Origin of the sequence: Streptomyces sp. NPDC102462 (genome assembly GCF_044765425.1) — a bacterium.
In the GTDB taxonomy this organism is placed as follows: Bacteria; Actinomycetota; Actinomycetes; order Streptomycetales; family Streptomycetaceae; genus Streptomyces.
Window position 1 is genome coordinate 61,723 of sequence record NZ_JBIWKB010000020.1, and the last position, 24,806, is coordinate 86,528.

Sequence of the window (24,806 nt, forward strand, 5' to 3'; positions counted from 1 at the left end):
CGGTCCCGCGGCACCGGGCGGGCGGCCCTCACGCGGCCCGCCGACCCGGCCGTACCGGATGGAACAGCCACACCCCGGGCCGGACTTCGAGCGGGATCGAGGCCGCCGCGGCCGACTGGCCGGACCCCAGTGCCAGGCGCAGGGCCAGGGCCGTGCGCCGCGCGTACTCCGTCCAGCGGTGGTCGCCGGCCCGGCGCGCGGCGTCCTCGCACTCCTCCAGGCGGGCCAGCGCCTCCTCGTGGCGGCCCTCGCGCTGCGCCACCAGGGCCAGTCCGCGCAGCGACTCGGCCGCGCCCCGCACGTCGTCGGCCAGCCGGCTCACCGACAGGGCGCGTGCGTAGCCCCGTCCGGCCCGGGCGAGCTGCCCCATCGCGAGGAGCGCGTCCGCCTCCGCGGACAGACAGCGGCCCGCCGCCGCCCGGTCACCGTGGCGGGTGAACAGGTCCCCGGCGAGCCGGTACCGTTCGACGGCCTGCCCGGTCCGGTGGCGCTGCCAGGCCAGGTCGCCCAGCGAGCGCAGGATCACGGCCTCCGCGTGCGCGTCGCCGGCCGTGCGGGCCGCGTCCAGCGCGAGGTCGTGCGTCGCCTCCCACTCGTCCCACAGGGCGCCCGCCTCGTAGTAGCCGGACGCGGCCGAGGCCAGCGCGCAGCACAGCCTCCACAGCCCGGCCGCATGGGCCTGCCGCACGGCCTCCGACAGGCCCGCGGACTCCTCCTGGAACCACCGCAGCGGCGCGCGGCCGACCATCTCCTCGGGCCGGATCCCGGCCACCGGTTCGCCGTCGTGGGCGAGCCGGTCCCGGCCGGGCGCCAGCTGTGCGTCCGCACACCGGGCCGCCGCCAGATAGGCACGGCACAGCCGTGCCACGGCCGCGTGGCCCTCCCGCGGGGACTCCTCGGCCAGGACGTCGAGGGCCAGCGAGCGCAGCAGCGCGTGGAAGCCGTAGCGGACGGGGGCCAGCCGCCCCGGCCGCCGCCGCGCCTGAAGCAGATGGGCCTGCACCAGCCGCTCGGTGAGGCGTTCGGCCCGCGCCGGGTCGGTGCCGAGCAGCGCGGTCGCGGTCCAGGGCGCGAAGTCGGGCAGCGGGGCCAGCGCGAGCATCCGGAAGGCGTGCCGGGCCTCCTCGTCCACGTCGTGGTAGGCGGTCAGCAGGGTGCTGCGCACATCGAGGTCGCCGAGGGCGAGCGCGGCCAGCCGGGTCCGTTCGTCACGCAGCCGCCGGGCGAGCCCGGCGGCGGTCCAGTGCGGGCGGGCGGCGAGCCCTGCGGCGGCCACCCGAAGGGCCAGCGGCAGACGTCCGCACAGCCGGGCGATCTCCGCCGCCGCCTCGGCGTCGTCCCGCATCCGCTGCCCGCCGCACACGGCGAGCAGCGCCTCGGCCTCGGCCGCGGAGAGCACGTCCAGGGTCAGCTGCCGCACGCTCTCCAGCGCGCCGAGCACCTGACGGCTCGTCACGATCACCGTGCTGTCGGGCAGCGCCGACAGCACCGGCCGCACCTGCGCCTCCGATACGGCGTCGTCCAGGACGATCAGCGTCCTGCGGCCCCCGGCGGCCCGGTGCAGCAGCTCCGCGAGTTCCGCCTCCGACGACGGCAGCGGCGTGCTGTCCTCGTCCCCTCCCGCGCCCGGCGCCTTTCGGCCGCGCAGCCGTCGCAGCAGGGTGGCCATGGCGGTCCTCGGCTCCATGGCCGGCCCGCCGGCGTCCCGCAAGCTCACCAGGATCCGCCCGTCGGGGAACCGGTCGGCGGCGCCGTGCGCCAGTCGCACGGCCAGCGCCGTCTTTCCGGCGCCCGCCCGGCCCGACACCACGAGCACCCTGCTGCGGCCGGCGGTGTCGTCCGCCAGCAGCCGCTCACCGGCGGCCAGTTGGTCCTCACGTCCGGTGAAGTCCGCCACGGTGGGCGGCAGCCACACCGTGGGGCCCGCGGCCCGGCCGCCGCCCGCGGACTCCCGGTCCGGTCCGCCGGGCGCCGCGCCGGCCGGGCGGTCGCCGGGGCCGTCGGCCGTGGCGAGCCGGCGCTCCGGCCCGCCGTGCCGGGCCAGCGAGGGATCGGAGGCGAGGATGCGCTCCTGGAGCCTGCTCAGCACCGGCCCGGGCTCCACCCCCAGCTCCTCGACGAGCGAGCGCCGCGCCTGCTGATAGACCTGAAGGGCGTCGGACTGCCGGCCGGACCGGTACAGCGCCACCATCAGATGACAGTGCAGCGTCTCGCGCAGCGGGTGTTCATGGGCCAGGGCCATCAGCTCACCGACCAGTTCCTGGTGCAGCCCGAGCCGCAGGTCCGCGGAGATCCGCTGTTCCAGCACCTCGGCGCGCAGCTCGTTCAGCCGGATCGCGGAGGTCTCCAGCGAGGGGCCGTGCGGTATGCCCGACAGCGCGGGTCCCGTCCACAGTCCGAGCGCCCGGCCGAGCGCCCGCGAGGCGGCCTCGTACTCGCCGCGGCCGTAGGCGGCCCGGCCCTCGGCCCGCAGCGACTCGAAGACGGCCAGGTCCAGTTCCTCCGGGGCGACCCGCATCAGATAGCCGGGCGGCCGGGTCAGCAGGGGCTGCGCCGCGCCCGGCCGGGCCCCGGCGCCGTCGGTGCCCTCCAGCAGGGCCTTGCGCAACTGGGACACATACACCTGGAGGGTGGTGGTGGCCGTGCGCGGTGGTTGTGCCCCCCACAGTTCGTCGATCAGCGTATGCGTGGAGACCACCGTGTTGCGCTGCACCAGCAGGGTGGCGAGGACCGCACGCGGCTTGGCCGCGGACGGCGTACGAGGCGTCATGTGCACGGGGCCGAGCACTCGGTATCTCATCGCGCGGCTCAGCAGTCCTGCAGCACGGACGCGGAGACCCGGGCCACGACCCGGCTGCCCTGGAGGAAGGAGAGCCGCAGCTCGACCACCGGCCGGCCCTCCGCGTCCCGGCCCACCCGCCCGTCCGTGGGGCGCGCGCCCTCGCGCACCGTGCAGCGCAGCGGCAGCCCCGGCTCCGCGAAGCCCCGGAACGTGGCCTGCCACCGGGACAGCACGGCGTACGAGGGCACGAAGCCGCGCAGTTCGGCGGTGGCGAGCAGGCCCACCTGGCGGGACACCTCCAGGAACAGCAGCGGCGGCACCTCGCCCGGCGCGTCGGCCTCAAGGCGCAGCCCGGCCGCCGCCCTCGCGTCGACGGGGAAGTCCAGTTCCTCGTGGCCGGCCGTCCCGGTGTGCCCGGGCAGCCCGACCAGGACGTTGCGGGCATCCCGGTGCCCCACCTGCTCGGGCAGCGGCACCGCCGCGGGCCGGCGGTCCTCGTCCCGGTCCGCTCCGGACCCCTCGCTCTGCCGCCGTCCGAGGTCGCGGTGGCCGCGGTAGACGCCCTGGGTGAGGAAGACCAGCCGGGCCGAGGCGGTGCCGCAGCGCTCGCCGTCGATGAAGACGCCGGCCTCGCAGTCCAGGCCGCGCGGCACGCCGGCCACGACGTCGAGCGGGGTCATCCCGAGTTCCAGGGCGATCCCGGCCGGCGGGCCGCCGCGCCGCCAGGCGTCCAGCCGGGTGATCGCGGCGCTGCCCGAGGCCACCACGGGGTGCCAGCCGGGCGGCACTCTGAAGTACCGGCGCGCCGCGAACAGCATGGTCTGGCGCAGCGACTCCACGGGGAACAGCAGATCGTGGTACCGCGTGGCACTGTCGCCGAACAGCGGGTGTTCTTCGGGTAGTTGTGCAGAGAATGCGAAGTTCTGCCGTACCGGCGCGGTCGCCTTCAGCAGAAAGGCCTCGGGGCTGGCCGGCCTGTGGACCAGATGGTGCGCTCCGAGGAGGGAGGGGGACGGTGCGGTGTGGGTGTCCATGGGGGATTCCTCTGCGGCGGTGTCCGGCGGCTCTGCGGAACGCTTGCTGGGCACGTGCGCTTGACGGGGTGCACGTTGCCCGACTCCGCTGAAGGACGGGGGAAGCCGCACTGAAGCCCGGGGGCCCACACCCCCGCGACCTGGCAGGTTCAGCCCGCCCTGGCCGGTTCCGCCGCCACGACCGGATGGTCCCGGGGCAACGGCCGCGCCCCGCTGGGCAGGTCCGGCGAAGTCCCATGTGGTTCGGCAGCGCCCCGAAGGGGCGCGGGGAACTGCGCGACCGGCCACGGTGGTGCCGCAGACGACCGACGGCACGGCGCGGCATTTCCAGCGGAGCGCTCGGCGCCGCCGGACGCGCCGGTTGCGGTCGTCGTGAAGACCTCCCGTTCGGCGGTGAGATAGCCGGACCACTCGTCGGGCAGGGCGTCCTCGTAGAAGATCGCCTCGACCGGGCAGACGGGCTCGCAGGCGCCGCAGTCGACGCATTCCTCCGGGTTGACGTACATCTTGCGGGGGCCTTCGTAGATGCAGTCGACGGGACACTCCTCGACGCAGGCCTTGTCCTTGAGGTCCACGCAGGGCTGGGCGATGACGTACGTCACGGGCTCTCCACGGTCCAGGTGTCGGTGCCGGCGAGGAGGGCGGCGAGATCGCCCTTGCCCTGCCGCTCGACGGCGGTTTCGAGTTGTTCGGACATCAGGGCGTCGTAGACCGGCCGGGCCACGGACCGGAAGACGCCGATGGGCGTGCGGTGCAGGGTGTCGGGGTCGGCCAGCCGGGACAGGGCGAACGCCGTGGCCGGCGAGGCCGCGTGGGCGTCGTGCACGAGGACCTGTGCCTCGTTGTCCGGGGTGAGGGTGACCACCCGCAGATCACCGGTCCGTGCGTCGCGTACGACACCCTGGGCGCGGTCGGCGCCGCAGCGGATCGCCCGGCCGTGCTCCAGGCGGATCACCGCCTCCTCGGCCCGCCGGCGGTCCCTGACGGCGTCGAAGGCGCCGTCGTTGAAGATGTTGCAGTTCTGGTAGATCTCGACCAGGGCGGTGCCGGGGTGGGCGGCGGCCCGCCGCAGCACCTCGGTGAGGTGGGCGCGGTCGGAGTCCACGGTGCGGGCCACGAAGGACGCCTCGGCGCCGATGGCCAGGGACACCGGGTTGAAGGGCGCGTCGAGCGAGCCCATCGGGGTCGATTTGGTGATCTTGCCGACCTCGGAGGTGGGGGAGTACTGGCCCTTGGTGAGGCCGTAGATGCGGTTGTTGAACAGGAGGATCTTCAGGTTGACGTTGCGGCGCAGCGCGTGGATGAGGTGGTTGCCGCCGATGGACAGGGCGTCGCCGTCACCGGTGACGACCCACACGGACAGGTCACGGCGCGAGGTGGCGAGCCCGGTGGCGATCGCGGGCGCCCTGCCGTGGACGGAGTGCATCCCGTAGGTGTTCATGTAGTACGGGAAACGGGAGGAGCAGCCGATGCCGGAGACGAAGACGATGTTCTCCCGGGCCAGGCCGAGTTCGGGCATGAAGCCCTGCACGGCCGCCAGGATCGCGTAGTCGCCGCAGCCGGGGCACCAGCGCACCTCCTGGTCGGACTTGAAGTCGCGTGCCGACAGCGGAACGTCCGCCTTCGGCACCAGGGACAGCGCCTCAACGGGCATGGACGGCCTCCTTGAGAACGGTGACGAGCCGCTCGACCCTGAACGGCGTTCCGTCGACCTGGCTGTACGAGTCCGCGTCGACCAGATACCTGGCCCGCAGCAGGGCGGCGAGCTGGCCGAGGTTCATCTCGGGCACGACGACCTTGTCGTAACGGGCCAGCACCGCCCCGAGGTTGGCGGGGAAGGGGTTGAGGTGGCGCAGATGGGCCTGGGCGATCGGCTCGCCCGCCGCGCGCAGTCCGCGGACTGCGGCGGTGATCGGCCCGTAGGTGGATCCCCAGCCCAGCACGAGCGTGCGGGCGCGGTGCGGGTCGTCGACCGTGAGATCGGGTACGGCGATGTTGTCGACCTTGGCCTGGCGGGTGCGGACCATGAAGTCGTGGTTGGCCGGGTCGTAGGAGATGTTCCCCGTGCCGTCCTGCTTCTCGATGCCGCCGATGCGGTGCTCGAGACCCGGTGTGCCGGGCACCGCCCAGGGGCGGGCCAGCGTCTCGGGGTCGCGCTTGTACGGCCGGAACACCTCGGTGCCGTCGTCCAGGGTGTGGTTCGGTCCGGTGGCGAACCGCACGCGCAGATCGGGCAGTTCGTCGAGGCGGGGGATGCGCCAGGGCTCGGAGCCGCCCGCGAGGTAGCCGTCGGAGAGCAGCAGGACCGGGGTGCGGTAGGTCAGCGCGATCCGGGCCGCGTCGAGCGCGGCGTCGAAGCAGTCGGCGGGGGTCCGCGGGGCGAGTACGGGCACGGGGGCCTCGCCGTTGCGGCCGTACATGGCCTGGAGCAGGTCGGCCTGCTCGGTCTTGGTGGGCAGGCCCGTGGAAGGTCCGCCGCGCTGGATGTCCACGACCAGCAGCGGCAGTTCCAGGGACACCGCGAGCCCGATGGTCTCCGACTTCAGCGCCACGCCGGGCCCGGAGGTGGTGGTCACGGCGAGGGCCCCGCCGAACGCGGCACCGAGCGCGGCGCCGACGGCGGCGATCTCGTCCTCGGCCTGGAAGGTCCGCACACCGAAGTTCTTGTGCCGGGACAGCTCGTGCAGGATGTCCGAGGCCGGGGTGATCGGATACGACCCCAGGTACAGCGGCAGGTCCGCCTGCCGGGACGCGGCGATCAGCCCGTAGGACAGCGCCAGGTTCCCGGAGATGTTGCGGTACGTGCCGGTGGGGAACGCCTCGGCCGCGGGCGCCACCTCGTAGGAGACGGCGAACTCCTCGGTGGTCTCGCCGAAGTTCCAGCCGGCCCGGAACGCGGCGACGTTCGCCTCGGCGATCCGCGGCTTCTTGCCGAACTTTTGCCGCAGGAACGCCTCGGTGCCCTCGGCCGGGCGGTGGTACATCCACGACAGCAGGCCCAGCGCGAACATGTTCTTGCCGCGCTCGGCCTCCTTGCGGGTCAGGCCGAAGTCCTTCAGCGCCTGCACGGTCAGCGTGGTCAGCGGCACCGGGTGCAGCGCGTAGGCGTCCAGGGAGCCGTCCTCCAGCGGGGAGGCGGCCCAGCCGGCTCTCGTCAGCGCGCGGCCGGTGAACTCGTCGGAGTCGACGATGATCTCGGCGCCGCGCGGCAGATCGCCGAGGTTCGCCCGCAGGGCGGCCGGGTTCATCGCCACCAGCACGTCCGGTGCGTCGCCGGGGGTGAGGACGTCGTGGTCGGCGAACTGCAACTGGAAGGAGGACACGCCCGCCAGGGTGCCGGCGGGCGCCCGGATCTCGGCGGGGAAGCTCGGCAGCGTCGCCAGGTCGTTGCCGAAGGACGCGGTCTGCGCGGTGAAGCGGTCACCGGTGAGCTGCATCCCGTCGCCGGAGTCCCCCGCGAACCGGATGACCACCCGGTCCAGCCGGCGGACCTCATGGTCCGTCCCGCCCCCGACCTCGGGGGCGCCCGTGTCACTCATGTCAGTCGTCTCAACGGCCACCGGCCGCTCCTTCCCGTCGACGCAGCTGCCTGCCCGCCGCCGCACGCTAGTGAGCCCCCCTTGCGACCGACCAAAGCCCCCCGGCGAGGCCCCGGGCCCCGACAACACCCCACATGTCGGCCTGCTTTCGGTCGTGGGCGCCGGGTCGGCGGGCGGTGCGAGCGCGGTGCCCGCGGGCGATCCCCGGCGGCCCGCCGCCCGCCTCGCGCACGGCCCGCCCCGCGAGGACCGCGAACGCGGCCTGGGCCATGGCCCTGCGGGCGGTCCGCCGTCACGGCCGGTGGGGCCGCCCGGGGATGGTGCGGGGCAACCGGTGACCGTTGCGGACGTCGGCTGCGGTGGGGCGGGTGGGCGTTGGCTTGGTCACGGGCGTGGGGTGCCCGGTCGACGGCCGGCACGGCGGACGTGGCACCCGCAGGCGACCGCCGGTGGCCTGCCGCCCGCCTCGCGAGAACGGTGGGCCGCGGCCTGGGCCATGGGGCCGCGGGCGGTCCGCCGTCACGTGTGCTGGGGCGTCCGGGGCCGGTGCGGGGCGGCTCGTGACCGTTGCAGGCACGCGCTGCGGTGGGGCGGGGGGCGTCGGGTCGGCGGGCGGTGCGGTGGGCGTGGTGCCCGCGGGCGATCCCCGGTGGCCCGCCGCCCGCCTCGCGCACGGCCCGCTCTGCGAGGACCGCGGACGCGGTCTGGGCCACGGTCCCCCGGTCGGTCGCCGTCACGTGCGGTGGGGCCGTCCGTGAGTGCGGGGCAATCGGCGGCCGTCGCGGACGCCGGCTGCGGTGGGCGTTGGCTGGGTCGCGGGTGTGGGGCGCCCCGTCGGCGGGCGTGGTGGCCGCGGGCGGACCGTCACCGGCGTGCCGCTCGGGCCGCGAGGAGCGCGTGGGTGCGGTGTCATGGCAGCCAGTCCGCGTCTCGGGCGATGCGGATCGCGTCGACGCGGTTACGCGCGTTGAGTTTGCTGACGATGGTGGTCAGGTAGTTGCGCACCGTGCCCGCCGACAACCGCAGCATGGAGGCGATCTCCCGGGCCTCCGCGCCCTCCGCCGCGAGCCGCAGCACCTGGGTCTCCCGGTCGGTGAGGGGGCTCTCGAACTCACCCCAGGCGGCCAGCGCCAGCTCCGGGTCCACGGCCCGGTGACCGGCCGCCACCCGCCGTACCGCCAGGGCGAGTTCGCCGGACGGCGCGTCCTTGAGGAGATAGCCGGAGACCCGTGCCTCCAGGGCCCGGCGCAGCGTGCCGGGGCGGCCGAGGCTGGTCAGGATGAGGGTGCGGCACTGGGGGAGCCGTTCCCGCAGCAGGGTGGCGGCCGACAGTCCGTCGACCCCGGGCAGGTCGATGTCGATGATGGCCACATCGGGCCGGTGCTTGAGCGCCATGTCGACGATCTGGTCCCCGCGTTCGACCTCGCAGACCACTTCGAGATCGTCCTGGAGGTTCAGCAGTGCGACCAGGGCGCCGCGGACCATGTTCATGTCCTCGGCGAGCAGTATCCGTATCACTGAGCTCCCGTCTGCGGTCCGTGAGGGGCCGGATCGTGGCGAGGTGTCGTGGTCCGTACTGTTGCCGCAAAGGCATGTGATCATGCGGCCGATCCGTTGCGCGGGACCATGATGTCCCGTGGTTCCGCGGAGGTTTCCGGTGGTTTTCTGACGGGCGCTTCCGCGACGAGGCGGAATGTGCCGTCGTTTCCGACACCCGATTCGAGGCGCCCTCCTATTGCGGTCATACGGGTGCGCAGGTTGCCGAGCCCGTTGCCGCTGTGCGGCGCCGGGTTGTGGTAGGCGGGATCGACACCGTCGTTTTCCACCAGGAGCCTTACGACACCGTCGTGCCGGGCGACGCTGATGCGGCAGTGCGCGGCGTTGCTGTGCCGCAGCAGATTGGTGACGGCTTCGCGCAGGGTGGTGGCGAGCGCGGTGTCCAGGTGCGGGGCGAGCGCGCCGAGTTCGCCTTCCGTGCGTACCTGGAGGCCGGCGGCGTGCAGTATGGACTGCGCCGCCTTGATCTCCTGCTGGAGCGACAGGGCGCGGTAACCGCTGGCGGCCTTGCGGACGTCGGTGAGGGACTGGCCGGCGATGGCCAGGACCTCGTCGATCTCCTTGATGGCGCGGGCCGGCTGGGTCGCGATGAGCTGGTGCACGAGTTCGCTCTTGAGTGTGATGGCGGAGAGGCTGAAACCGAGGAGGTCGTGCAGGTCGCGGGCGAAGCGGAGGCGTTCCCCGGTGACCGCCTGCCGGGCCAGCTCGCCCCGGGTGGTGTGCAGGTGCGTGATGAGCCCGCTGAGCCGGGCGAGCCCGTACAGCACGAGCCCGGTGAGCAGGGTGGTGTCGGTCAGGTGGACGCTCTGGAGCAGGGGCAGACCCTGGAGGAGGGCAGGGACGAGGACGCTGAGCCCCACGGCCGCGTACAGGGGCCAGGCCGCGCGGCGGGGCAGCAGGAGCAGGAGTGAGGCGGCGAGGCAGCCGGCCATGGTCTCCCAGAGGACGTGGAAGATCACGAGCGGCAGATAGGTCAGGAGTGCCTGCAGGGCCAGGGTCAGGCATCTGCGCCTCAGGGGCACCCGGTTGCCGGACGGCGCGCTGTGCAGGAGTTGCAGCGCGAGCAGCGCGGGAAGCAGGACCAGACCCGTCGCCTCGGCCGCGGGGGAGGCACCGGCGGTCAGGATGCCGGTCGTGGTCAGGAGCGCCTGGCCCAGCAGCGCGGTGACGAGGACGGTGCGGGCGATCCGGGGTGCGGGGAGGTGATGGACGGGTCCGGGCGGGGCGACCGCCCCGGGTCTGCCGCCCCTCGACTCGTCCGCACTGCCGGAACGGTCGTGACTGTCCATCATCCGCACGGCCTCTCGCAACTATGTGCGCCATCCTGCCTGCGGGGGATGATAAGTCACCGTCGTAAAGACTGTGCAGCAATCAGGGTGTTACGAGCTCAATTTTGCGGAACCGGCGGCCTTACGCCGAAGAGTTGAAACGGATTCACCTTTTCCGCGCGGGCGAACCCGTCGTTTCTCGCTAAGAGTACGGGTAGTCGAAAAAGCGGCCCGAACGCAAGCACATCCGGAACTCCCGCATCCGGCAGGAACCATTTCGGTCACCGGATGCCGGGCCGCTTCCGCTCCCGCCGGGGCACACCGCGCAGGCCCGGGCCCGGCGGCCACTCGCCGCGCGCCGTGCACAAGCGGCTCTTTAGAGCCCCCGCGCAGGATTCGAGCGAACAGCATGCGTCGGCGTCGGGCCGGCAGTCTCGGAGAGGTCAGCGATGCGCGTTCTATTCACCATCTTTCCGACATCGGCACACCTGTATCCGGCCATCCCGCTGGCCTGGGCGTTGCAGAGTGCCGGCCACGAGGTCGTCCTGGCGAGCCCCGAGGGCGTGGTCGACCCGAAGGTGATCCCGAACATCACCGCGGCCGGCCTCACCGCCGTGTCGCTGGGCGGCAAGGAGGAACTCACCGCCTCGCTGGCGCCGCTCATCGCCGCCGCGGGACCCGACCGGCCCACCCTGGCCCTCGATCCCGACGACGAGAACGCCTGGCGCACCACCAGGGCCGTCCTCGCGGGCATGTTCCAGGCGTACTACCCGCCCGAGCGGGCCGAGGGCGGCCGGCGGCCGGTCCTCGACGACCTGGTCGACTTCGCCCGCAACTGGCGCCCGGACCTGGTGCTGTGGGACCCGCTGGCGCCGACCGGGGCGGTGGCCGCACGCGCCTGCGGCGCCGCCCACGCGCGGCTGCTGTTCGGCATGGACAACATCGGCCTGATCCGCGCCAGGACGCGGCAGGAGCTGGCCGATCCGTCCTCGGAGCTGACCGAGGACCCGTGGCTGCGGTGGCTGGGCCCGGCGCTGGAGCGCTACGGCCTCGACTTCACCGAGGAGACACTGGTCGGCCAGTGGACCCTGGACCTCACCCAGTCCCGGATGCGCACCCCGCTGGACCTGACGTACGTCCCGGTCCGCCGGGTCCCCTACAACGGGGCCGCCACGCTGCCCCCGTGGCTGCACTCCCGGCCCGAGCGGCCCCGCGCGGTGCTCACCCTCGGGGTGAGCCGCCGACTGCTCGCGGGTCAGCACAGCGGCTTCCCGATGCGGGAGTTCTTCGACTCCGTGTCCGGCCTCGACCTGGAACTCGTCGCGACACTCAACGGCGAGCAGCTGAGCGCCGTGGGCACCCTCCCGGACAACGTCCGCGCCATCGAGTACGTACCGCTGAACCAGCTGCTGCCCACCAGCTCGGCGATCATCCACCACGGCGGCGGCGGAACGTTCGCCGCGGCCGTTGCCTTCCAGGTGCCCCAGCTCGTCGTGCCGCTGCCGATGTGGGACGAGATGGTCACCGCGCGCTACGTCGTGCGCCGGGGCGCGGGACTGGCCGCAGAACCCGCCGCGATCGACGTCGCCGACCTGCACAAGGACCTCGTCCGGCTCCTTGAGGAGCCGTCCTTCCGGCTCGGCGCCCGCGGTCTGTACGACGACATGCTGGCCGCACCGGCGCCCAAGGACGTGGTCCCCGTCCTGGAGCGGCTGACCGCGGAACACCGCGGCTGAGGCCCGCACCGCACGTGTCGAATCCAGGACGGGAAGGCGAGCGAGCCGTGCGCATCGAGGAAACCACCATCCCCGGCACGTTCCTGATCGAGCCGGAGCACATAGCCGACGACCGGGGCGTGTTCTACGAGTCGATGCGGTCCGACGCACTGGAGCGGTCCGCGGGAATCGACTTCCGGCCCCGGCAGATCAACTACTCGGTGTCCAGGCGGCACACCCTGCGCGGCATCCACAGCGTGACCATCCCCCCAGGCCAGGCCAAGTTCGTCACCTGCGTCCGGGGCGCGCTGCGGGACATCGTCGTCGACCTCAGGGTCGGCTCGCCCGCCTTCGGCCGGCACCAGGTGAACGAACTCGACTCCGCCTCCGGCCGGTCCGTGTACGTCCCCGAGGGCGTCGGCCACGGCTTCCTCGCGCTCACCGACGACGCCTGCATCTGCTACGTCGTCTCCAGCACCTACGTCCCCGGCACCCAGATCGACATCAACCCGCTCGACCCCGACCTGGACCTGCCCTGGGACTGCGCCGGGACACCGCTGCTCTCCGACAAGGACGCGAAGGCGCCCACGCTGGCCGAGGCCCTGGCGGCGGGCACGCTGTCCGGCTACCCCGCCGCCTGACGCGGCGTCACCCTGTCCTGCCGGCCGCCGCCGCACCGGGACCACCTGCGCACGGCCGGGCGGCCGCGCGAGGCGCACCAGACCGAAGAGGCACCACCACATGAACCGAGAGGACCTGCCATGAAGGCTCTGGTGCTGTCCGGCGGATCGGGCACCCGCCTACGGCCCTTCAGCTACTCGATGCCCAAACAGCTCATCCCCATCGCCAACACACCCGTCCTGGAATACGTCCTGAGGAACATCCTCGACCTGGGCGTCACCGAGATCGGGGTCATCGTCGGCGACCGCGGCCCCGAGATCCGCCAGGCGCTCGGGGACGGAACGCGGTTCGGGGCCCGGCTGACCTACATCCGGCAGGACGCACCGCTCGGCCTCGCCCACACCGTCGCCATCGCCCGCGACTTCCTCGGCGACGACGACTTCGTGATGTACCTCGGCGACAACATGCTGCCCGAGGGCATCGCGGGCATCGCCGAGGAGTTCGCCGCGCACCGCCCGGCCGCCCATGTCGTGGTGTACAAGGTCCCCGACCCGCGCGCCTTCGGCGTGGCCGAACTCGGCGCGGGCGGTGAGGTGCTGCGCCTGGTGGAGAAGCCGCAGCAGCCGCGCAGCGACCTGGCCCTGATGGGCGTGTACTTCTTCACCGCCGCCATCCACGAGGCGGTGCGGGCCATCGAGCCCAGCGCCCGCGGTGAGCTGGAGATCACCGACGCCGTCCAGTGGCTGGTGTCGGCCGGCGCGGACGTACGGGCCGGCCAGTACGAGGGCTACTGGAAGGACACCGGGAACGTCGAGGACGTCCTGGACTGCAACCGGCACATCCTGGAGAGCCTGCGGCCCCACATGGCGGGCGCGGTCGACGACGCCAGCGTGCTGGCGGGGCCGGTCGTCGTGGAGGAGGGCGCGCGCATCGTGCGCTCCCGCGTCGAGGGACCGGCGATCATCGGCGCCGGCACCGTCCTGGAGGACAGCCACATCGGCCCGCACACCTCCATCGGGCGCGGCTGCACCGTCAGCGGAAGCCGGCTGGAGTACTCCATCGCCCTGGACGGGGCTTCGGTCACCGGCGTCCAGGGCCTGCGCAGTTCCGTCATCGGCCGCTCCGCCTGCGTCGGCACCAGCGAGCAGAGCGCGGACGGTTACCGCCTCGTCGTCGGAGACCACACCCGAGTGGAAGTCGCGGCATGAGGATCCTCATCACCGGCGCGGCCGGTTTCATCGGCTCCAACTTCGTCCGCAACCTCCTCGCGGACACCTACGCGGGCTGGGAAGGCGCCCAGGTCACCGCCCTGGACAAGCTCACCTACGCCGGCAACCGCGGCAATCTGCCGGCCGCGCACCCGCGCCTCGAGTTCGTCCGGGGCGACATCTGCGACGCGGGTCTGCTGCGCGAACTGCTGCCCGGACACGACGCCGTGGTGCACTTCGCCGCGGAATCCCATGTGGACCGCTCGCTGGAGGGCGCGGGGGAGTTCTTCCGCACCAATGTGCTCGGCACCCAGACGCTCCTCGACGCCGTGCTGGCCGGCGGGGTCGAACGAGTCGTGCACGTCTCCACCGACGAGGTGTACGGCTCGATCGCCGAGGGCTCCTGGAGCGAGGACTGGCCGCTGCTGCCCAACACCCCCTACGCGGCCTCCAAGGCATGCTCCGACCTGGTCGCCCGCACCTACTGGCGCACCCACGGCGTGAACCTCTCCATCACCCGCTGCTCCAACAACTACGGGCCCCACCAGCACCCGGAAAAGCTCATCCCGCTCTTCGTCACCAACCTCCTGGAAGGGCGGCAGGTGCCGCTGTACGGCGACGGACGCAACATCCGCGAATGGCTGCACGTGGACGACCACTGCCGCGGCATCCACCTGGTGCTCCAGGGCGGCCGGGCCGGTGAGGTCTACAACATCGGCGGCGGCAACGAGCGGACCAACCGGGCCATCACCGAGCAACTGCTCGAACTGACCGGCTCGGGCCCGGAGATGATCCGTCACGTCGCCGACCGCAAGGCACACGACCTGCGGTACTCCATCGACGAGTCCAAGATCCGCAAGGAGTTGGGCTACGCGCCGCTGACCGGGTTCGACGAGGGCCTGGCCGCCACGGTGGCCTGGTACCGGGACAACCCCGACTGGTGGAAGACCGTCAAGTACGGGGCCGAACGTGCGGCCGGCTGACGGCGGCGCGGCGGCCGGGCTCCGTGTCGTGGTGCTCGGCGGCACCGGCTACCTTGGCCGCCGCATCGGCGAGGCGTTCCGCGCCGACGGCGCCCTGGTGCACCTGGTGTCCCGCGGCCCCGCCCGGCCCGGCCCCGTGGACGCCCGGCACGTCCGCCTGGACCTGCTGGCCGCGGGCACACGCCGACTCACCGGGTTCTTCGGCTCGGTCCGCCCCGACGTGGTGGTCAACGCAGCCGGCCTGGTCTGGCGGGGCGACGAGGCCGAGATGACCGCGGGCAACGCCGACCTGGTCGCCCGGGTCACCGACGCGCTCACCTGTCTGCCCCGCCCGCCGCGGCTGATCCAGCTCGGCACCGTCCACGAGTACGGCGCCGGCACACCGGGCACCGGCACCAGCGAGGACCAGGAACCCGCTCCCGTCACACCGTACGGGCGCACCAAACTGCTCGGCACCCGGACCGTCCTGCGGGCCGCCGCCGAGGACGGCCTGGACGGCGTGGTGCTCCGCCTCGCCAACGTGATCGGCGCCGGCGTGCCGGCCGGCAGCCTCTTCGGCCGCGTCGCCGCGCACCTCGGCGAGGCCGCCCGCGCCCGGCACCTGGGCGAGGAACCGGAGGAGCTGAGGCTCCCACCGCTGCGCGCCCACCGCGACGTCCTCGACGTGCACGACGCCGTCGACGCCGTACGGGCCGCCGCCACCGCGCCCGGCACCGGCCTGAGCGGCCGGGTGGTCAACATCGGCCGTGGCGCCGCGGTCCCGATGGACGCGCTGGTCCACCGCATGGTCGAACTCAGCGGCGTGCGCCTCCCGGTCGTCGAGACCGTCGCCGACCAGCCCGCGCGCAGCGACACGCAGTGGCAGCAACTGGACGTCTCACGGGCGCTGCGGGTCCTGGGCTGGCAGCCGCGGCGCACCCTCGACGCCTCGCTGCGCGACCTGCTCTCGGCCACGGTGCCGACGCCCGTCAACGGAAGGACATGACGATGAGCGGCAACAGCCACCACAGCGGCATCGACAGCAAGGAACGGGTGCTGGACGCGGTCCGCGGCTACCACCGGCAGACCGCGCCCGACCGGGAGTTCGTGCCCGGCGTCACCGAGATCTGGCCCTCCGGCGCGGTCCTGGACGAAGCGGACCGGGTCGCCCTCGTCGAGGCCGCGCTGACCATGCGCATCGCCGCCGGACCCAGCTCCAAGAAGTTCGAGTCCGCGTTCGCCAAGCGCCTCGGGCGCCGCAAGGCCCATCTGACCAACTCCGGTTCGTCGGCGAACCTCCTCGCCGTCACGGCCCTCACCTCGCACCAGCTCGGCGACCGGCGGCTGCGGCCCGGCGACGAGGTGATCACCGTCGCGGCCGGCTTCCCCACCACCGTCAACCCGATCCTGCAGAACGGGCTCCTGCCGGTCTTCGTGGACGTCGACCTGGCCACGTACAACACGACCGCCGACCGGGTGGCGCGGGCCATCGGACCGAAGACCCGGGCGATCATCATCGCGCATGCGCTCGGCAACCCCTTCGAGGTCGCCGAGGTGGCCCGACTCGCCAAGGAACACGGCCTGTTCCTCATCGAGGACAACTGCGACGCGGTCGGCTCCACCTACGACGGACAGCTCACCGGCAGCTTCGGAGACCTGACCACGGTCAGCTTCTACCCGGCGCACCACCTCACCATGGGCGAGGGCGGCTGCGTCCTCACCTCCAACCTGGTCCTCGCCCGCATCGTGGAATCGCTGCGCGACTGGGGCCGGGACTGCTGGTGCGAACCCGGAAAGAACAACACCTGCTTCAAGCGGTTCGAGTACCAGATGGGCGACCTGCCCGCCGGCTACGACCACAAGTACATCTTCTCCCACGTCGGTTACAACCTGAAGGGAACCGACATCCAGGCCGCCCTCGGTCTCGCGCAACTCGACAAGCTGGACGGCTTCATCGAGGCACGGCGGCGCAACTGGCGCCGGCTGCGCGAGGGACTGGACGGCGTGCCCGGCCTGCTGCTGCCCGAGCCGACCCCGCGGTCCGAACCGAGCTGGTTCGGTTTCGTCATCACCGTCGACCCCGAGGCCCGCTTCACCCGCGCCGAACTGGTCGGCCACCTGGAGGAGCGGAAGATCGGCACCCGCCGGCTGTTCGCCGGCAACCTCACCCGCCAGCCGGCCTACATCGGCCGCCCCCACCGCGTCGTCGGCGACCTCACCCACAGCGACGTCATCACCGAGCACACCTTCTGGATCGGCGTCTACCCGAAACTCACCGACGAAATGCTCGACTACATGACCGCCACGATCAAGGAGTTCGTCGCCCAGCGCGGCTGAGCCCGACCAACCGCCTCCCACCCACAGATCAGGACGAGGACGATGGAGATAGTGGGAACCGGATTCCTGGCGCGCAGCCTGCGTCCGCTGGCCGGCCGGCATCCGGGCACCGTGGCCCTCGCGGCGGGGGAGTCCAGGACGAGCGGCGCCTCGGACGCGGACTTCGCGCGGGAGGCCGCACTGCTGCGCGACGTCGCCAAGCAGTGCGCGGCCACCGGACAGCGGCTGGTGTTCTTCTCGACGGCCGCGACGGGCATGTACGGGTTCGCCGAGGGACCCGGCAGGGAGGACACCCCGGTGACCCCCTACACCCCCTACGGCGCACACAAACTCGCCCTCGAGGAGCAACTGCGCGACTCCGGGGCCGACCACCTGATCCTCCGGCTGGCGCACCTGGTGGGACCGCACGGCCGGTACCACCAGCTCATACCCACGCTGTTCCGGCAGGTCCGCGCAGGGGCGGTGGCCATGCACCGGGGCGCCTCCCGGGACCTGATCCGGGTACGCGACGCGATCACGATCATCGACCGGCTGCTCGCCGCCGGTCTGCGGGCCGACACGGTCAACGTGGCCTCCGGACACGCCGTCCCGGTGGAGGACATCGTCGACCACCTCGCCGGCGCGCTGGGACTCACACCGCGCAAGGAGTACGTGGACACCGGCGTCCAGTACGCCATCTCCACCGAGAAGCTGCGCGCCCTGGTCCCTCAGGTGGCGGACATGGGCTTCGGCCCCGCCTACTACCGCCTCGTCCTCAACGACTTCCTCGCGGCCGAACATGCCTGACCGGACCGCGTACGCATCACGAGAAAGGCGGGGAGTCCCTCCGATGCCGTCCCACATCCTCCAGACGCGTGAGAACACGAGCCTGCCCGCCCGCATCGCGCTGTCGGCCGCCGCCACCGAGGGCGCACACCTGCGCACCGAGCACTTCGGCGACTGGCTGGCCGAACGGGGCAGAGCCCATACCTTCCGGGTGGAGCGGATACCGTTCGCGGAGCTGGAGGGCTGGTCCTTCCAGGAGTCCACCGGCAACCTCGTGCACCGCAGCGGCCGGTTCTTCACCGTCGAGGGCCTGCACGTCACGGAGGAGGGGGAACCCTACGGCGACGGCCCGTACGCCGACTGGTACCAGCCCATCATCAAACAGCCCGAGGTGGGCGTCCTCGGCATCCTCGTCAGGGAGTTCGACGGGGTGCTGCACTTCCTGATGCAGGCGAAGATGGAGCCCGGCAACCCGAACCTGCTCCAGCTCTCGCCCACCGTCCAGGCGACCCGCAGCAACTACACCAAGGCCCACCAGGGCGCCGACGTCAGATACATCGAGTACTTCGTCGGGCCGGACCGCGGCCGGATCGTCGCGGACGTGCTGCAGTCCGAGCACGGCTCGTGGTTCTACCGCAAGGCCAACCGCAACATGGTGGTGGAGGCCGTCGGCGACGTGCCGCTGCACGACGACTTCTGCTGGCTCACCCTCGGCCAGATCCACGCACTGCTGCACCGGGACAACGTGGTCAACATGGACTCCCGTACCGTGCTGTCCTGTCTGCCCGTCGCGGACGCCGCGCCCGGCGCCCTGCTCACCGACACCGAACTGCACTCGTGGATCACGGGCGAGCGCACCCGGCACAGCGTGCGGGCCGAGCGCGTCCCGCTGGACTCCATTCCCGGCTGGAAGCGCGGCGAGAGCGCCATCGAGCACGGCGAAGGCCGCTACTTCAAGGTCGTGGCCGTGTCCGTACAGGCGGAGAACCGCGAGGTGACGGGCTGGACCCAGCCCCTGTTCGAGCCGGTCGGCCTCGGCGTCACCGCCTTCCTCACCCGCGAGTTCGGCGGCGTCGCGCACGTACTGGTGCACGCCCGGGTCGAGGGCGGCTTCCTCGACACCGTCGAACTGGGACCCACCGTGCAGTGCACCCCGGACAACTACGCCCATCTGCCCGACGGACAACGCCCCAGGTTTCTGGACACGGTGCTGGGCGCGGGTCCTGACCGCATCCGTTACGAGGTCGTGCACTCCGAGGAGGGCGGCCGCTTCCTGAACGCCGAGAGCCGCTTCCTCGTCGTCCGGGCTGGCGAGACCGACGCCCCGCGCACCCCGCCGCCCGGCTACGCCTGGGTCACCCCCGGACAGCTCACCTCCCTGGTCCGGCACGGCCACTACCTCAACGTCCAGGCCCGCACCATGCTCGCCTGCCTCAACGCGATCGCGGAGCAGGACCGGTGACAAATCCCTTGCGGATGGGGGTGATCGGATGCGCGGGCATCGCGGTGCGCCGCATGCTCCCCGCCTTCGCCGCCAGCCCTGACGTCGAGATCGTGGCCGTCGCCAGCCGGGACGCGGCCAAGGCACGGCAGGTCGCGGAACGCTACGGCTGCCGTGCCGTGCACGGCTACGCGGAACTCCTCGCACAGGACGACGTCGATGCCGTCTATGTGCCGCTGCCCGCCGCCCTGCACGCCCGGTGGACGGAGGCGGCGCTCAGCACGGGCCGGCCCGTCCTCGCCGAGAAGCCCCTGACCACAAACCCCCGGCGCACCGCGGAACTCCTCGAACTCGCCGGCAGGAGCGGCCTGGTGCTCATGGAGAACGTCATGTTCGTCCACCACCACCGGCACGAGGCGGTGCGGCGCCTGGTCGCCGACGGCGCGATCGGCGAACTGCGCGCCTTCCACGCGGCGTTCACCATCCCGCCGCTGGCGGACACGGACATCCGCTACGACCCGGAACTCGGCGGCGGGGCGCTGGCCGACGTCGGCGTCTACCCGCTGCGGGCCGCACTGCACTTCCTCGGCAGCCGGCTCGGCGTCGTCGGCGCCCGCCTCACCCGGGGCGCGGGGCGGCGGGTCGAGACCGCGGGCGCCGCGCTGCTGGGCACCCCCGGCACCGTCACGGCCCAGATCACCTTCGGCATGGAGCACGCCTACCGCTCGTCGTACGAACTGTGGGGCAGCGAGGGCAGCATCACCGTCGACCGGGCGTTCACCCCGCCCGCCGACCACATCCCCGTGATCGGCCTGCGCCGCGGCCGGACGGCCGAGGAGATCCGGCTCGCACCGCACGACCAGGTGGCGGCCACCGTCGCGGCCTTCGCCGCTGCGGTGCGCACCGGAATCCCGCCGGACGACGGCGCCACCCTGCGGCAGGCCGAACTCCTCGACGAGATACACCGGTTCGCCGCGCGCGAAGAACCCCACGCAACTGGATGAGCGGCCGCTGCCCGGGTGCCTCGGCGACGACCGGCCGAAGGACACCGGCAGCGCATGGAAGGAGACACACTCGTGCAACGCCACATCGCTTTCTTCAACTTTCCGGCCGTAGGCCATGTCAATCCCACGATCGGCGTGGTCGAGGAGCTGGTCAGGCGCGGCCATCGCGTCACCTGCACCGTGACGGACCACTTCGCGCCCATCGTGAAGGCGGCGGGCGCCGAACCGGTCCGCTACGACTCGGTGTTCGGCGACTTCTACCGGGCCCCGCTGACCGCCGAGGAGAACGCGGGCGAGGGACTGCGGTGCCTCGACGAAAGCACCGCACTCGTGGAACAGGTCACGCCGTTCTACGAGGAGAACCGCCCGGACGTGATCGTCCACGACTTCATGGCGTGGGGAGCGCGTTTCCTCGCCGCGAAGAACGACATCCCGCTGATCCGCACCTATCCGGTGTTCGGCGCCAACGAACACTTCTCGCTCCGGGAGAAGTTCCCGGTCGCCGAGCTGACCGACCCGCAGATCATGGAGGCGGTGCAGCAGCTCGCCGGCGTGCTGCCCCGGTTCGGCCTGCCCGCCGACCCGATGGGTTTCCTCTCGTCGATCGAGAAGCGCGCCATCGTCTTCCTCCCGCGTGAATTCCAGTACGCGGGCGAGACCTTCGACGAACGGTTCGTCTTCACCGGTCCCTGCATCGCCGAACGCCCCTACCAGGGCAGCTGGCGGCCGGCCTCGGCGGACCGGCCCGTGCTGCTGATCTCGCTCGGCACCTCGGCCAGGGGCTGGCCGGAGTTCTTCACGATGGCCGTCGAAGCCTTCGGCGGCTCCGAGTGGGACGTCCTCATCACCGTCGGCGAGCACACCGACCCGGCCGGTCTCGGGCCGCTGCCCGCGAACGTCGACGTACGGCGGTACGCGCCGCAGCTCGACGTGTTGCGGCACGCCCGGCTGTTCATCACCCATGGCGGGATGAACAGCACCATGGAGGCGCTGGACAACGGCGTGCCCATGGTGGTCGTGCCGCAGACCAGCGAGCAGCGGGCGAACGCCCAGCGCGTCGCGGAGCTGGGCCTCGGCCGCCGGCTGGCCAAGTAGGACGTCACGGTGCGGAGCCTGCGCGAGGCCGCCGCCCAGGTGACGGGCGACGCCGCCGTGACCGACCGGGTGCGGGCCATGCGCGAGCGCATGCGGTCCGTGAACGGTCCCGCCGTCGCGGCCGACGCCGTCGAGCAGCACCTCGCCCAGCTGGGCTGACCACCGACGCCGCGGCACGCCCCCGTGCCGCGGGCGGCCGCACCGGTGTCGTACGGCCCCGCTCACAGGCCGTACGACACCGGCAGGCCCGACGCCGCCGCACTATCGCAGTCGACCGGGCCCCGCGGCCGCGGTCCGCGCCGCAGCGACGGCGCCCTGCACCTACCGGGGACGGTGACCGACCTGATGGACCATCTCGAAGAACTCAAGGAATTCGCCCGCCTGCACGCCCGCGGCCAGGGCATGACGCCCGAGCACGCCACACGTGTGCTCGCCCGGATCACCAACGACACCACCGGGGACGTGGGCTCCTGGGCCGCGGTGTGGACCGCCGAGGGCCGGGCCGCAGCCGAACGCGGCGACCTGCTCGACGCGTGCCGGCACTACGCGCTCGCCCGCTTCCCGTACCACGGCGACCCCGACCGCCGAAGAGCCCAGCGGCTCTGCGTCGACACCTTCGACCAGTGGCGCCGCGGCCAGGACGGCATCGAACGCCTGGAGTTCGACCACGGCGGCGAAACCGTCGCCTGCTGGGCCGCCGGACTCGGCAGATCCCGCCCGCTGCTGCTCGTCATGGGCGGCATCGTCAGCGTCAAGGAACAGTGGGCGCCGCTGCTGCCCCTGCTGCGCAGGCTCGGCTGGGCCGCCGTCGTCACCGAACTGCCGGGCGTCGGCGAGAACACCCTCACCTACGGCCCCGACTCCTGGCGCACCCTCGGCCTGCTGCTCGACCATCTCGCCGACCGCGCCCGGGTCGACGACACCTCGATGCTCGCCCTCAGCTTCAGCGGCCACCTCGCCCTGCGCGCCGCCGTCGAGGACCCGCGCATCCGCCGCGTCCTCACCGTGGGCGCGCCCGTCGCCGCCTTCTTCGCCGACCGGACATGGTGGCCGCGTGTGCCCGGCATCACCGCCGACACCCTGCGCCGGCTCACCGGCAGCGACGACCTCACCCAACTCCACGCCCTGTTGCCGGAGTTCGCCCTCACGCCGAAGCAGCTCGGGCAGCTGCGCATCCCCGTGAGATACGTCGCCAGCAGCCGCGACGAGATCATCCCGGACACCGAGCGCACGCTGCTGCGCGACACGCTCCACGACGTCCGGTTCAGGACGTTCGACGACGTGCACGGCTCGCCCGCCCATCTCGGCGCGATGCGACGCTGGCTCATCACCCAGCTGCTGTGGCTGCGCGTCGCCCGCCGCGGCGCCCGGCCGGGCTCCCGCGCCCCGCTCGGCGGGAGAGTCGCGTGAGCGTGAGCGGGGGCGGGAGCCGGGACGCCGCGACCCGCGGCGTCCCGGGCGGCACTGTGCGGCCCTGGCAGTCGCCGGCCTCGCTCGGCCTCACCGAGGACGATCCGACGCCCGTCAGGCACGGGCCGCCGCACGGCGGTCAGCCCGAGCCCGCCAGGCGCTCCGCCGCCGTCAGCGCCTCCAGCGCGCTCGCCTGGGTGCGCCAGTCCGCCGGGTTGGGGGAGGTACCCGACCAGCGCTGGCCGAGACGGTTGAGCGGGTCACGGTCGGTGGCCCAGAGCGAGTCGGCCTGCCGCGTGAGGTAGGCCCGGTAGGCGGCGGACCCGGTGGCGTCCGCCAGGTCGGCGAGGTGGCGCACGAAGATGCCCTTGAACTGCTTCTGGTTGTCGTCGCAGGAGTTCGCGCCGAGGTCGCAGGACTCGGTCAGCACGCCGTCGCGGGTCAGCGCCGGCGAGGAGATCGCCGCGTCGGCCAGCCGCTTCGCGGTCTGCAGGTACCGGCCGTCGCCGGTGGACCGCCACAGCTGGGTGAACGCGCCGATGGCCAGGCCCTGGTTGTAACTCCACACGGTCTGGCCGTTGTTGCCGCACGACGCGGTCAGCCCGTCGTTGACAAGACCGGAGGAGTTGATCATCCCGCTGCCCAGGTACCAGTCGGCCGCCGTGGCCGCGCGGGCGCCCCACACCGTGTCGCCGCCGATCCGCTGGTGCAGTGAGGTGGCCAGCCACAGATACAGGCCGTTGGTCACGGCGTTCTTGTAGGTGCGCTCCCGGTCCCACCACACCCCGCCGCCGCAGCTGCCGGTGTCCCAGTACTGGTGGACGTAGTCGGTGATCGTGACCGCCTCGTCCAGATAGCGTCGCTCGCCCGTGTGGTCGTAGGCGGTCAGCCAGGCCACCGCCCACCAGGCCGCGTCGTCGACGGCCCGGCTGATGAAGTGGCCCTCGACCGGGTCCGAGCTGCGCGCGCCCGCCGGGAAGACACCGCGGTTCTGCTCGAAGGTACGGGCGATCGCCCAGTCGTAGTCGTGCCGTCCGGTGCGCTCGGCGAAGTCGACCAGCGCGGTCAGCGCCGCCGCCGAGTTCCACCAACTGCTGTGCCACCAGCCCTCCATCGTGTGGTACGACGCCATCAGCGCGTCCGCAGCGGCGCGCGCCCGGGTCGGCGCGGGCCTGGCCCAGGCCGTGCAACTGCCCTCCTGGTGAGCGGCCTCACGGCCGCAGGCGCGGACGGCCCCGCCGTACAGCAGACCGCGCGGGTCCCGCGTGGCGAACATGGCCGTACGGGCCGAGGCGGCACCGGACGGCACGCTCGTACGGCCGAGGGAGGACCCCTCGGGCCAGCTCGCGCCGCCGTCCCAGGAGCGGTCCAGCCAGATCTCGTCGCCCGCCGCGCCGCCCGAGACGACGCCCCAGGCCATGCCGCCCCGCTGGTCGACGTGCAGGCTGATGGTGCGTCCGAAGAGGCTGGTGGACGGCACGGGTGTGTCGTCGCCCGCGGCCGTGGCGGGGTCGGCCCCGTCGCACCGCGAGCCGTCGCACACCGTCGGGTACACCCAGTCGGTGCAGGTGACGGCGTTCGCGTCACCGCAGGCGCGGATCCAGCCGCGCCGGTGCCCGACCGGATCGGTGATGTTGTACATCAGCGTGCGGGTGCCGGTCCAGGTGCCGGGGATGCTCGCCTTGCCGAGCAGGGGCTCCCAGGTGGCGCCCCGGTCCCAGGACCGGTCGAGCCACACCGAGTCGCCGCTGACGCCGTTGTCGATGCTCGCCCAGGCCATGTCGTCCGGGTCGGAGACGTGCAGCCGCAGGATCCGGCCGTTGATGTTCCGGTCCGGCACCGGGAAGCCGTCCTGGCGGGCCCGCGAGGGGTCCAGGGTGTCGCACGCCAGGGCACAGACCTGTGTCGCGGCACGGGCGGGCGCGGGCAGGGCCAGCAGCCCGGCCAGGGCCAGCAACAGGGCCAGGAATCCGCCGAGGAGGGGATGGGTCCGCGCTGTCATGGGATACCGTCCGTCCCTGTTCGTGGCGTTCACGGTGTTCACAGCGTTCACGGTGTTCACAGTGTT

The 24,806-nt window shown here is 72.7% G+C and carries 19 protein-coding genes and 1 pseudogene; 12 read left to right on the forward strand and 8 right to left on the reverse strand.

Features of this window, described 5'->3' with window-relative positions:
• Window positions 1-28: 28 nt before the first annotated feature.
• The 7 genes and pseudogenes from ACIRFL_RS19165 to ACIRFL_RS19195 form a co-directional block, all read right to left on the reverse strand.
• Window positions 29-2,800, reverse strand: a complete 2,772-nt coding sequence (locus ACIRFL_RS19165) for an AfsR/SARP family transcriptional regulator (protein ID WP_404029759.1) — start codon at window positions 2,798-2,800, stop codon at window positions 29-31.
• A gap of 8 nt (window positions 2,801-2,808) precedes the next feature.
• On the reverse strand, window positions 2,809-3,816 hold the full coding sequence (locus tag ACIRFL_RS19170) for an AfsA-related hotdog domain-containing protein (RefSeq protein ID WP_404029761.1): 1,008 nt from the start codon (window positions 3,814-3,816) through the stop codon (window positions 2,809-2,811).
• 335 nt (window positions 3,817-4,151) lie between these two features.
• Window positions 4,152-4,418: pseudogene (gene fdxA, locus ACIRFL_RS19175) on the reverse strand (ferredoxin); the annotation flags it as partial.
• Window positions 4,415-5,470, reverse strand: coding sequence for a 2-oxoacid:ferredoxin oxidoreductase subunit beta (locus ACIRFL_RS19180; RefSeq protein WP_404029762.1), 1,056 nt, complete (start codon window positions 5,468-5,470; stop codon window positions 4,415-4,417). The gene ACIRFL_RS19180 and the pseudogene fdxA, both read right to left, overlap by 4 nt.
• Window positions 5,460-7,355, reverse strand: a complete 1,896-nt coding sequence (locus ACIRFL_RS19185) for a 2-oxoacid:acceptor oxidoreductase subunit alpha (RefSeq protein ID WP_404029764.1) — start codon at window positions 7,353-7,355, stop codon at window positions 5,460-5,462. The genes ACIRFL_RS19180 and ACIRFL_RS19185 overlap by 11 nt, the downstream gene beginning before the upstream one ends.
• A 909-nt stretch (window positions 7,356-8,264) precedes the next feature.
• The gene (locus ACIRFL_RS19190) at window positions 8,265-8,873 is read right to left on the reverse strand and encodes a DNA-binding response regulator (RefSeq protein ID WP_404029766.1); all 609 of its coding nucleotides are present in this window, start codon (window positions 8,871-8,873) and stop codon (window positions 8,265-8,267) included.
• Window positions 8,874-8,953: 80 nt separating this feature from the next.
• Window positions 8,954-10,204, reverse strand: a complete 1,251-nt coding sequence (locus ACIRFL_RS19195; RefSeq protein WP_404029768.1) for a sensor histidine kinase — start codon at window positions 10,202-10,204, stop codon at window positions 8,954-8,956.
• A gap of 425 nt (window positions 10,205-10,629) precedes the next feature.
• On the opposite strand from ACIRFL_RS19195, the gene ACIRFL_RS19200 reads away from it, so the two are divergent.
• From ACIRFL_RS19200 to ACIRFL_RS19255, 12 genes are all read left to right on the forward strand, one after another.
• Window positions 10,630-11,916 carry an activator-dependent family glycosyltransferase gene (locus tag ACIRFL_RS19200; protein WP_404029770.1) on the forward strand — a complete coding sequence of 429 codons (1,287 nt, stop codon included), beginning with the start codon at window positions 10,630-10,632 and terminating at the stop codon, window positions 11,914-11,916.
• Between the two features lie 47 nt (window positions 11,917-11,963).
• On the forward strand, window positions 11,964-12,536 hold the full coding sequence (locus ACIRFL_RS19205) for a dTDP-4-dehydrorhamnose 3,5-epimerase family protein (protein WP_404029772.1): 573 nt from the start codon (window positions 11,964-11,966) through the stop codon (window positions 12,534-12,536).
• Between the two features lie 120 nt (window positions 12,537-12,656).
• A complete protein-coding gene (locus ACIRFL_RS19210; RefSeq protein ID WP_404029774.1) occupies window positions 12,657-13,724 on the forward strand; it encodes a glucose-1-phosphate thymidylyltransferase in 1,068 nt (355 codons plus the stop codon).
• Window positions 13,721-14,707, forward strand: a complete 987-nt coding sequence (gene rfbB, locus ACIRFL_RS19215) for a dTDP-glucose 4,6-dehydratase (RefSeq protein WP_404029776.1) — start codon at window positions 13,721-13,723, stop codon at window positions 14,705-14,707. The genes ACIRFL_RS19210 and rfbB overlap by 4 nt, the downstream gene beginning before the upstream one ends.
• Window positions 14,694-15,692, forward strand: coding sequence for an NAD-dependent epimerase/dehydratase family protein (locus tag ACIRFL_RS19220; RefSeq protein WP_404029777.1), 999 nt, complete (start codon window positions 14,694-14,696; stop codon window positions 15,690-15,692). The genes rfbB and ACIRFL_RS19220 overlap by 14 nt, the downstream gene beginning before the upstream one ends.
• Window positions 15,693-15,694: 2 nt before the next feature.
• Window positions 15,695-17,023: a lipopolysaccharide biosynthesis protein RfbH gene (rfbH, locus tag ACIRFL_RS19225; RefSeq protein ID WP_404029779.1), complete on the forward strand. Its 1,329-nt coding sequence runs from the start codon at window positions 15,695-15,697 to the stop codon at window positions 17,021-17,023.
• A gap of 42 nt (window positions 17,024-17,065) precedes the next feature.
• The gene (locus ACIRFL_RS19230) at window positions 17,066-17,809 is read left to right on the forward strand and encodes an NAD-dependent epimerase/dehydratase family protein (RefSeq protein WP_404029781.1); all 744 of its coding nucleotides are present in this window, start codon (window positions 17,066-17,068) and stop codon (window positions 17,807-17,809) included.
• A 43-nt stretch (window positions 17,810-17,852) separates the two neighbouring features.
• Complete coding sequence (locus ACIRFL_RS19235) at window positions 17,853-19,250, forward strand: NDP-hexose 2,3-dehydratase family protein (RefSeq protein ID WP_404029783.1); 1,398 nt, start codon at window positions 17,853-17,855, stop codon at window positions 19,248-19,250.
• Window positions 19,251-19,264: 14 nt separating this feature from the next.
• Window positions 19,265-20,233: a Gfo/Idh/MocA family protein gene (locus ACIRFL_RS19240; RefSeq protein WP_404029881.1), complete on the forward strand. Its 969-nt coding sequence runs from the start codon at window positions 19,265-19,267 to the stop codon at window positions 20,231-20,233.
• Window positions 20,234-20,287: 54 nt separating this feature from the next.
• Window positions 20,288-21,328, forward strand: a complete 1,041-nt coding sequence (locus ACIRFL_RS19245) for a macrolide family glycosyltransferase (RefSeq protein ID WP_404029785.1) — start codon at window positions 20,288-20,290, stop codon at window positions 21,326-21,328.
• Window positions 21,329-21,337: 9 nt separating this feature from the next.
• Complete coding sequence (locus tag ACIRFL_RS19250; RefSeq protein ID WP_404029787.1) at window positions 21,338-21,487, forward strand: hypothetical protein; 150 nt, start codon at window positions 21,338-21,340, stop codon at window positions 21,485-21,487.
• Window positions 21,488-21,673: 186 nt separating this feature from the next.
• Window positions 21,674-22,738: an alpha/beta hydrolase gene (locus tag ACIRFL_RS19255; protein ID WP_404029789.1), complete on the forward strand. Its 1,065-nt coding sequence runs from the start codon at window positions 21,674-21,676 to the stop codon at window positions 22,736-22,738.
• Between the two features lie 139 nt (window positions 22,739-22,877).
• Here the strand turns inward: ACIRFL_RS19255 and ACIRFL_RS19260 are convergent, their stop codons facing one another.
• On the reverse strand, window positions 22,878-24,740 hold the full coding sequence (locus tag ACIRFL_RS19260; protein WP_404029790.1) for a glycoside hydrolase family 76 protein: 1,863 nt from the start codon (window positions 24,738-24,740) through the stop codon (window positions 22,878-22,880).
• Window positions 24,741-24,806: the final 66 nt, after the last annotated feature.

Excerpts from the sequence above, each read along its gene's own strand:
- ACIRFL_RS19165 (WP_404029759.1), bottom strand. The coding sequence starts at position 2,800 with ATGAGATACCGAGTGCTCGGCCCCGTGCACATGACGCCTCGTACGCCG.
- ACIRFL_RS19170 (WP_404029761.1), bottom strand. The coding sequence starts at position 3,816 with ATGGACACCCACACCGCACCGTCCCCCTCCCTCCTCGGAGCGCACCAT.
- ACIRFL_RS19180 (WP_404029762.1), bottom strand. The coding sequence starts at position 5,470 with ATGCCCGTTGAGGCGCTGTCCCTGGTGCCGAAGGCGGACGTTCCGCTG.
- ACIRFL_RS19185 (WP_404029764.1), bottom strand. The coding sequence starts at position 7,355 with ATGAGTGACACGGGCGCCCCCGAGGTCGGGGGCGGGACGGACCATGAG.
- ACIRFL_RS19195 (WP_404029768.1), bottom strand. The coding sequence starts at position 10,204 with ATGATGGACAGTCACGACCGTTCCGGCAGTGCGGACGAGTCGAGGGGC.
- ACIRFL_RS19200 (WP_404029770.1), top strand. The coding sequence starts at position 10,630 with ATGCGCGTTCTATTCACCATCTTTCCGACATCGGCACACCTGTATCCG.
- ACIRFL_RS19210 (WP_404029774.1), top strand. The coding sequence starts at position 12,657 with ATGAAGGCTCTGGTGCTGTCCGGCGGATCGGGCACCCGCCTACGGCCC.
- rfbB (WP_404029776.1), top strand. The coding sequence starts at position 13,721 with ATGAGGATCCTCATCACCGGCGCGGCCGGTTTCATCGGCTCCAACTTC.
- rfbH (WP_404029779.1), top strand. The coding sequence starts at position 15,695 with ATGAGCGGCAACAGCCACCACAGCGGCATCGACAGCAAGGAACGGGTG.
- ACIRFL_RS19230 (WP_404029781.1), top strand. The coding sequence starts at position 17,066 with ATGGAGATAGTGGGAACCGGATTCCTGGCGCGCAGCCTGCGTCCGCTG.
- ACIRFL_RS19235 (WP_404029783.1), top strand. The coding sequence starts at position 17,853 with ATGCCGTCCCACATCCTCCAGACGCGTGAGAACACGAGCCTGCCCGCC.
- ACIRFL_RS19240 (WP_404029881.1), top strand. The coding sequence starts at position 19,265 with ATGGGGGTGATCGGATGCGCGGGCATCGCGGTGCGCCGCATGCTCCCC.
- ACIRFL_RS19245 (WP_404029785.1), top strand. The coding sequence starts at position 20,288 with ATGGAAGGAGACACACTCGTGCAACGCCACATCGCTTTCTTCAACTTT.
- ACIRFL_RS19255 (WP_404029789.1), top strand. The coding sequence starts at position 21,674 with ATGGACCATCTCGAAGAACTCAAGGAATTCGCCCGCCTGCACGCCCGC.
- ACIRFL_RS19260 (WP_404029790.1), bottom strand. The coding sequence starts at position 24,740 with ATGACAGCGCGGACCCATCCCCTCCTCGGCGGATTCCTGGCCCTGTTG.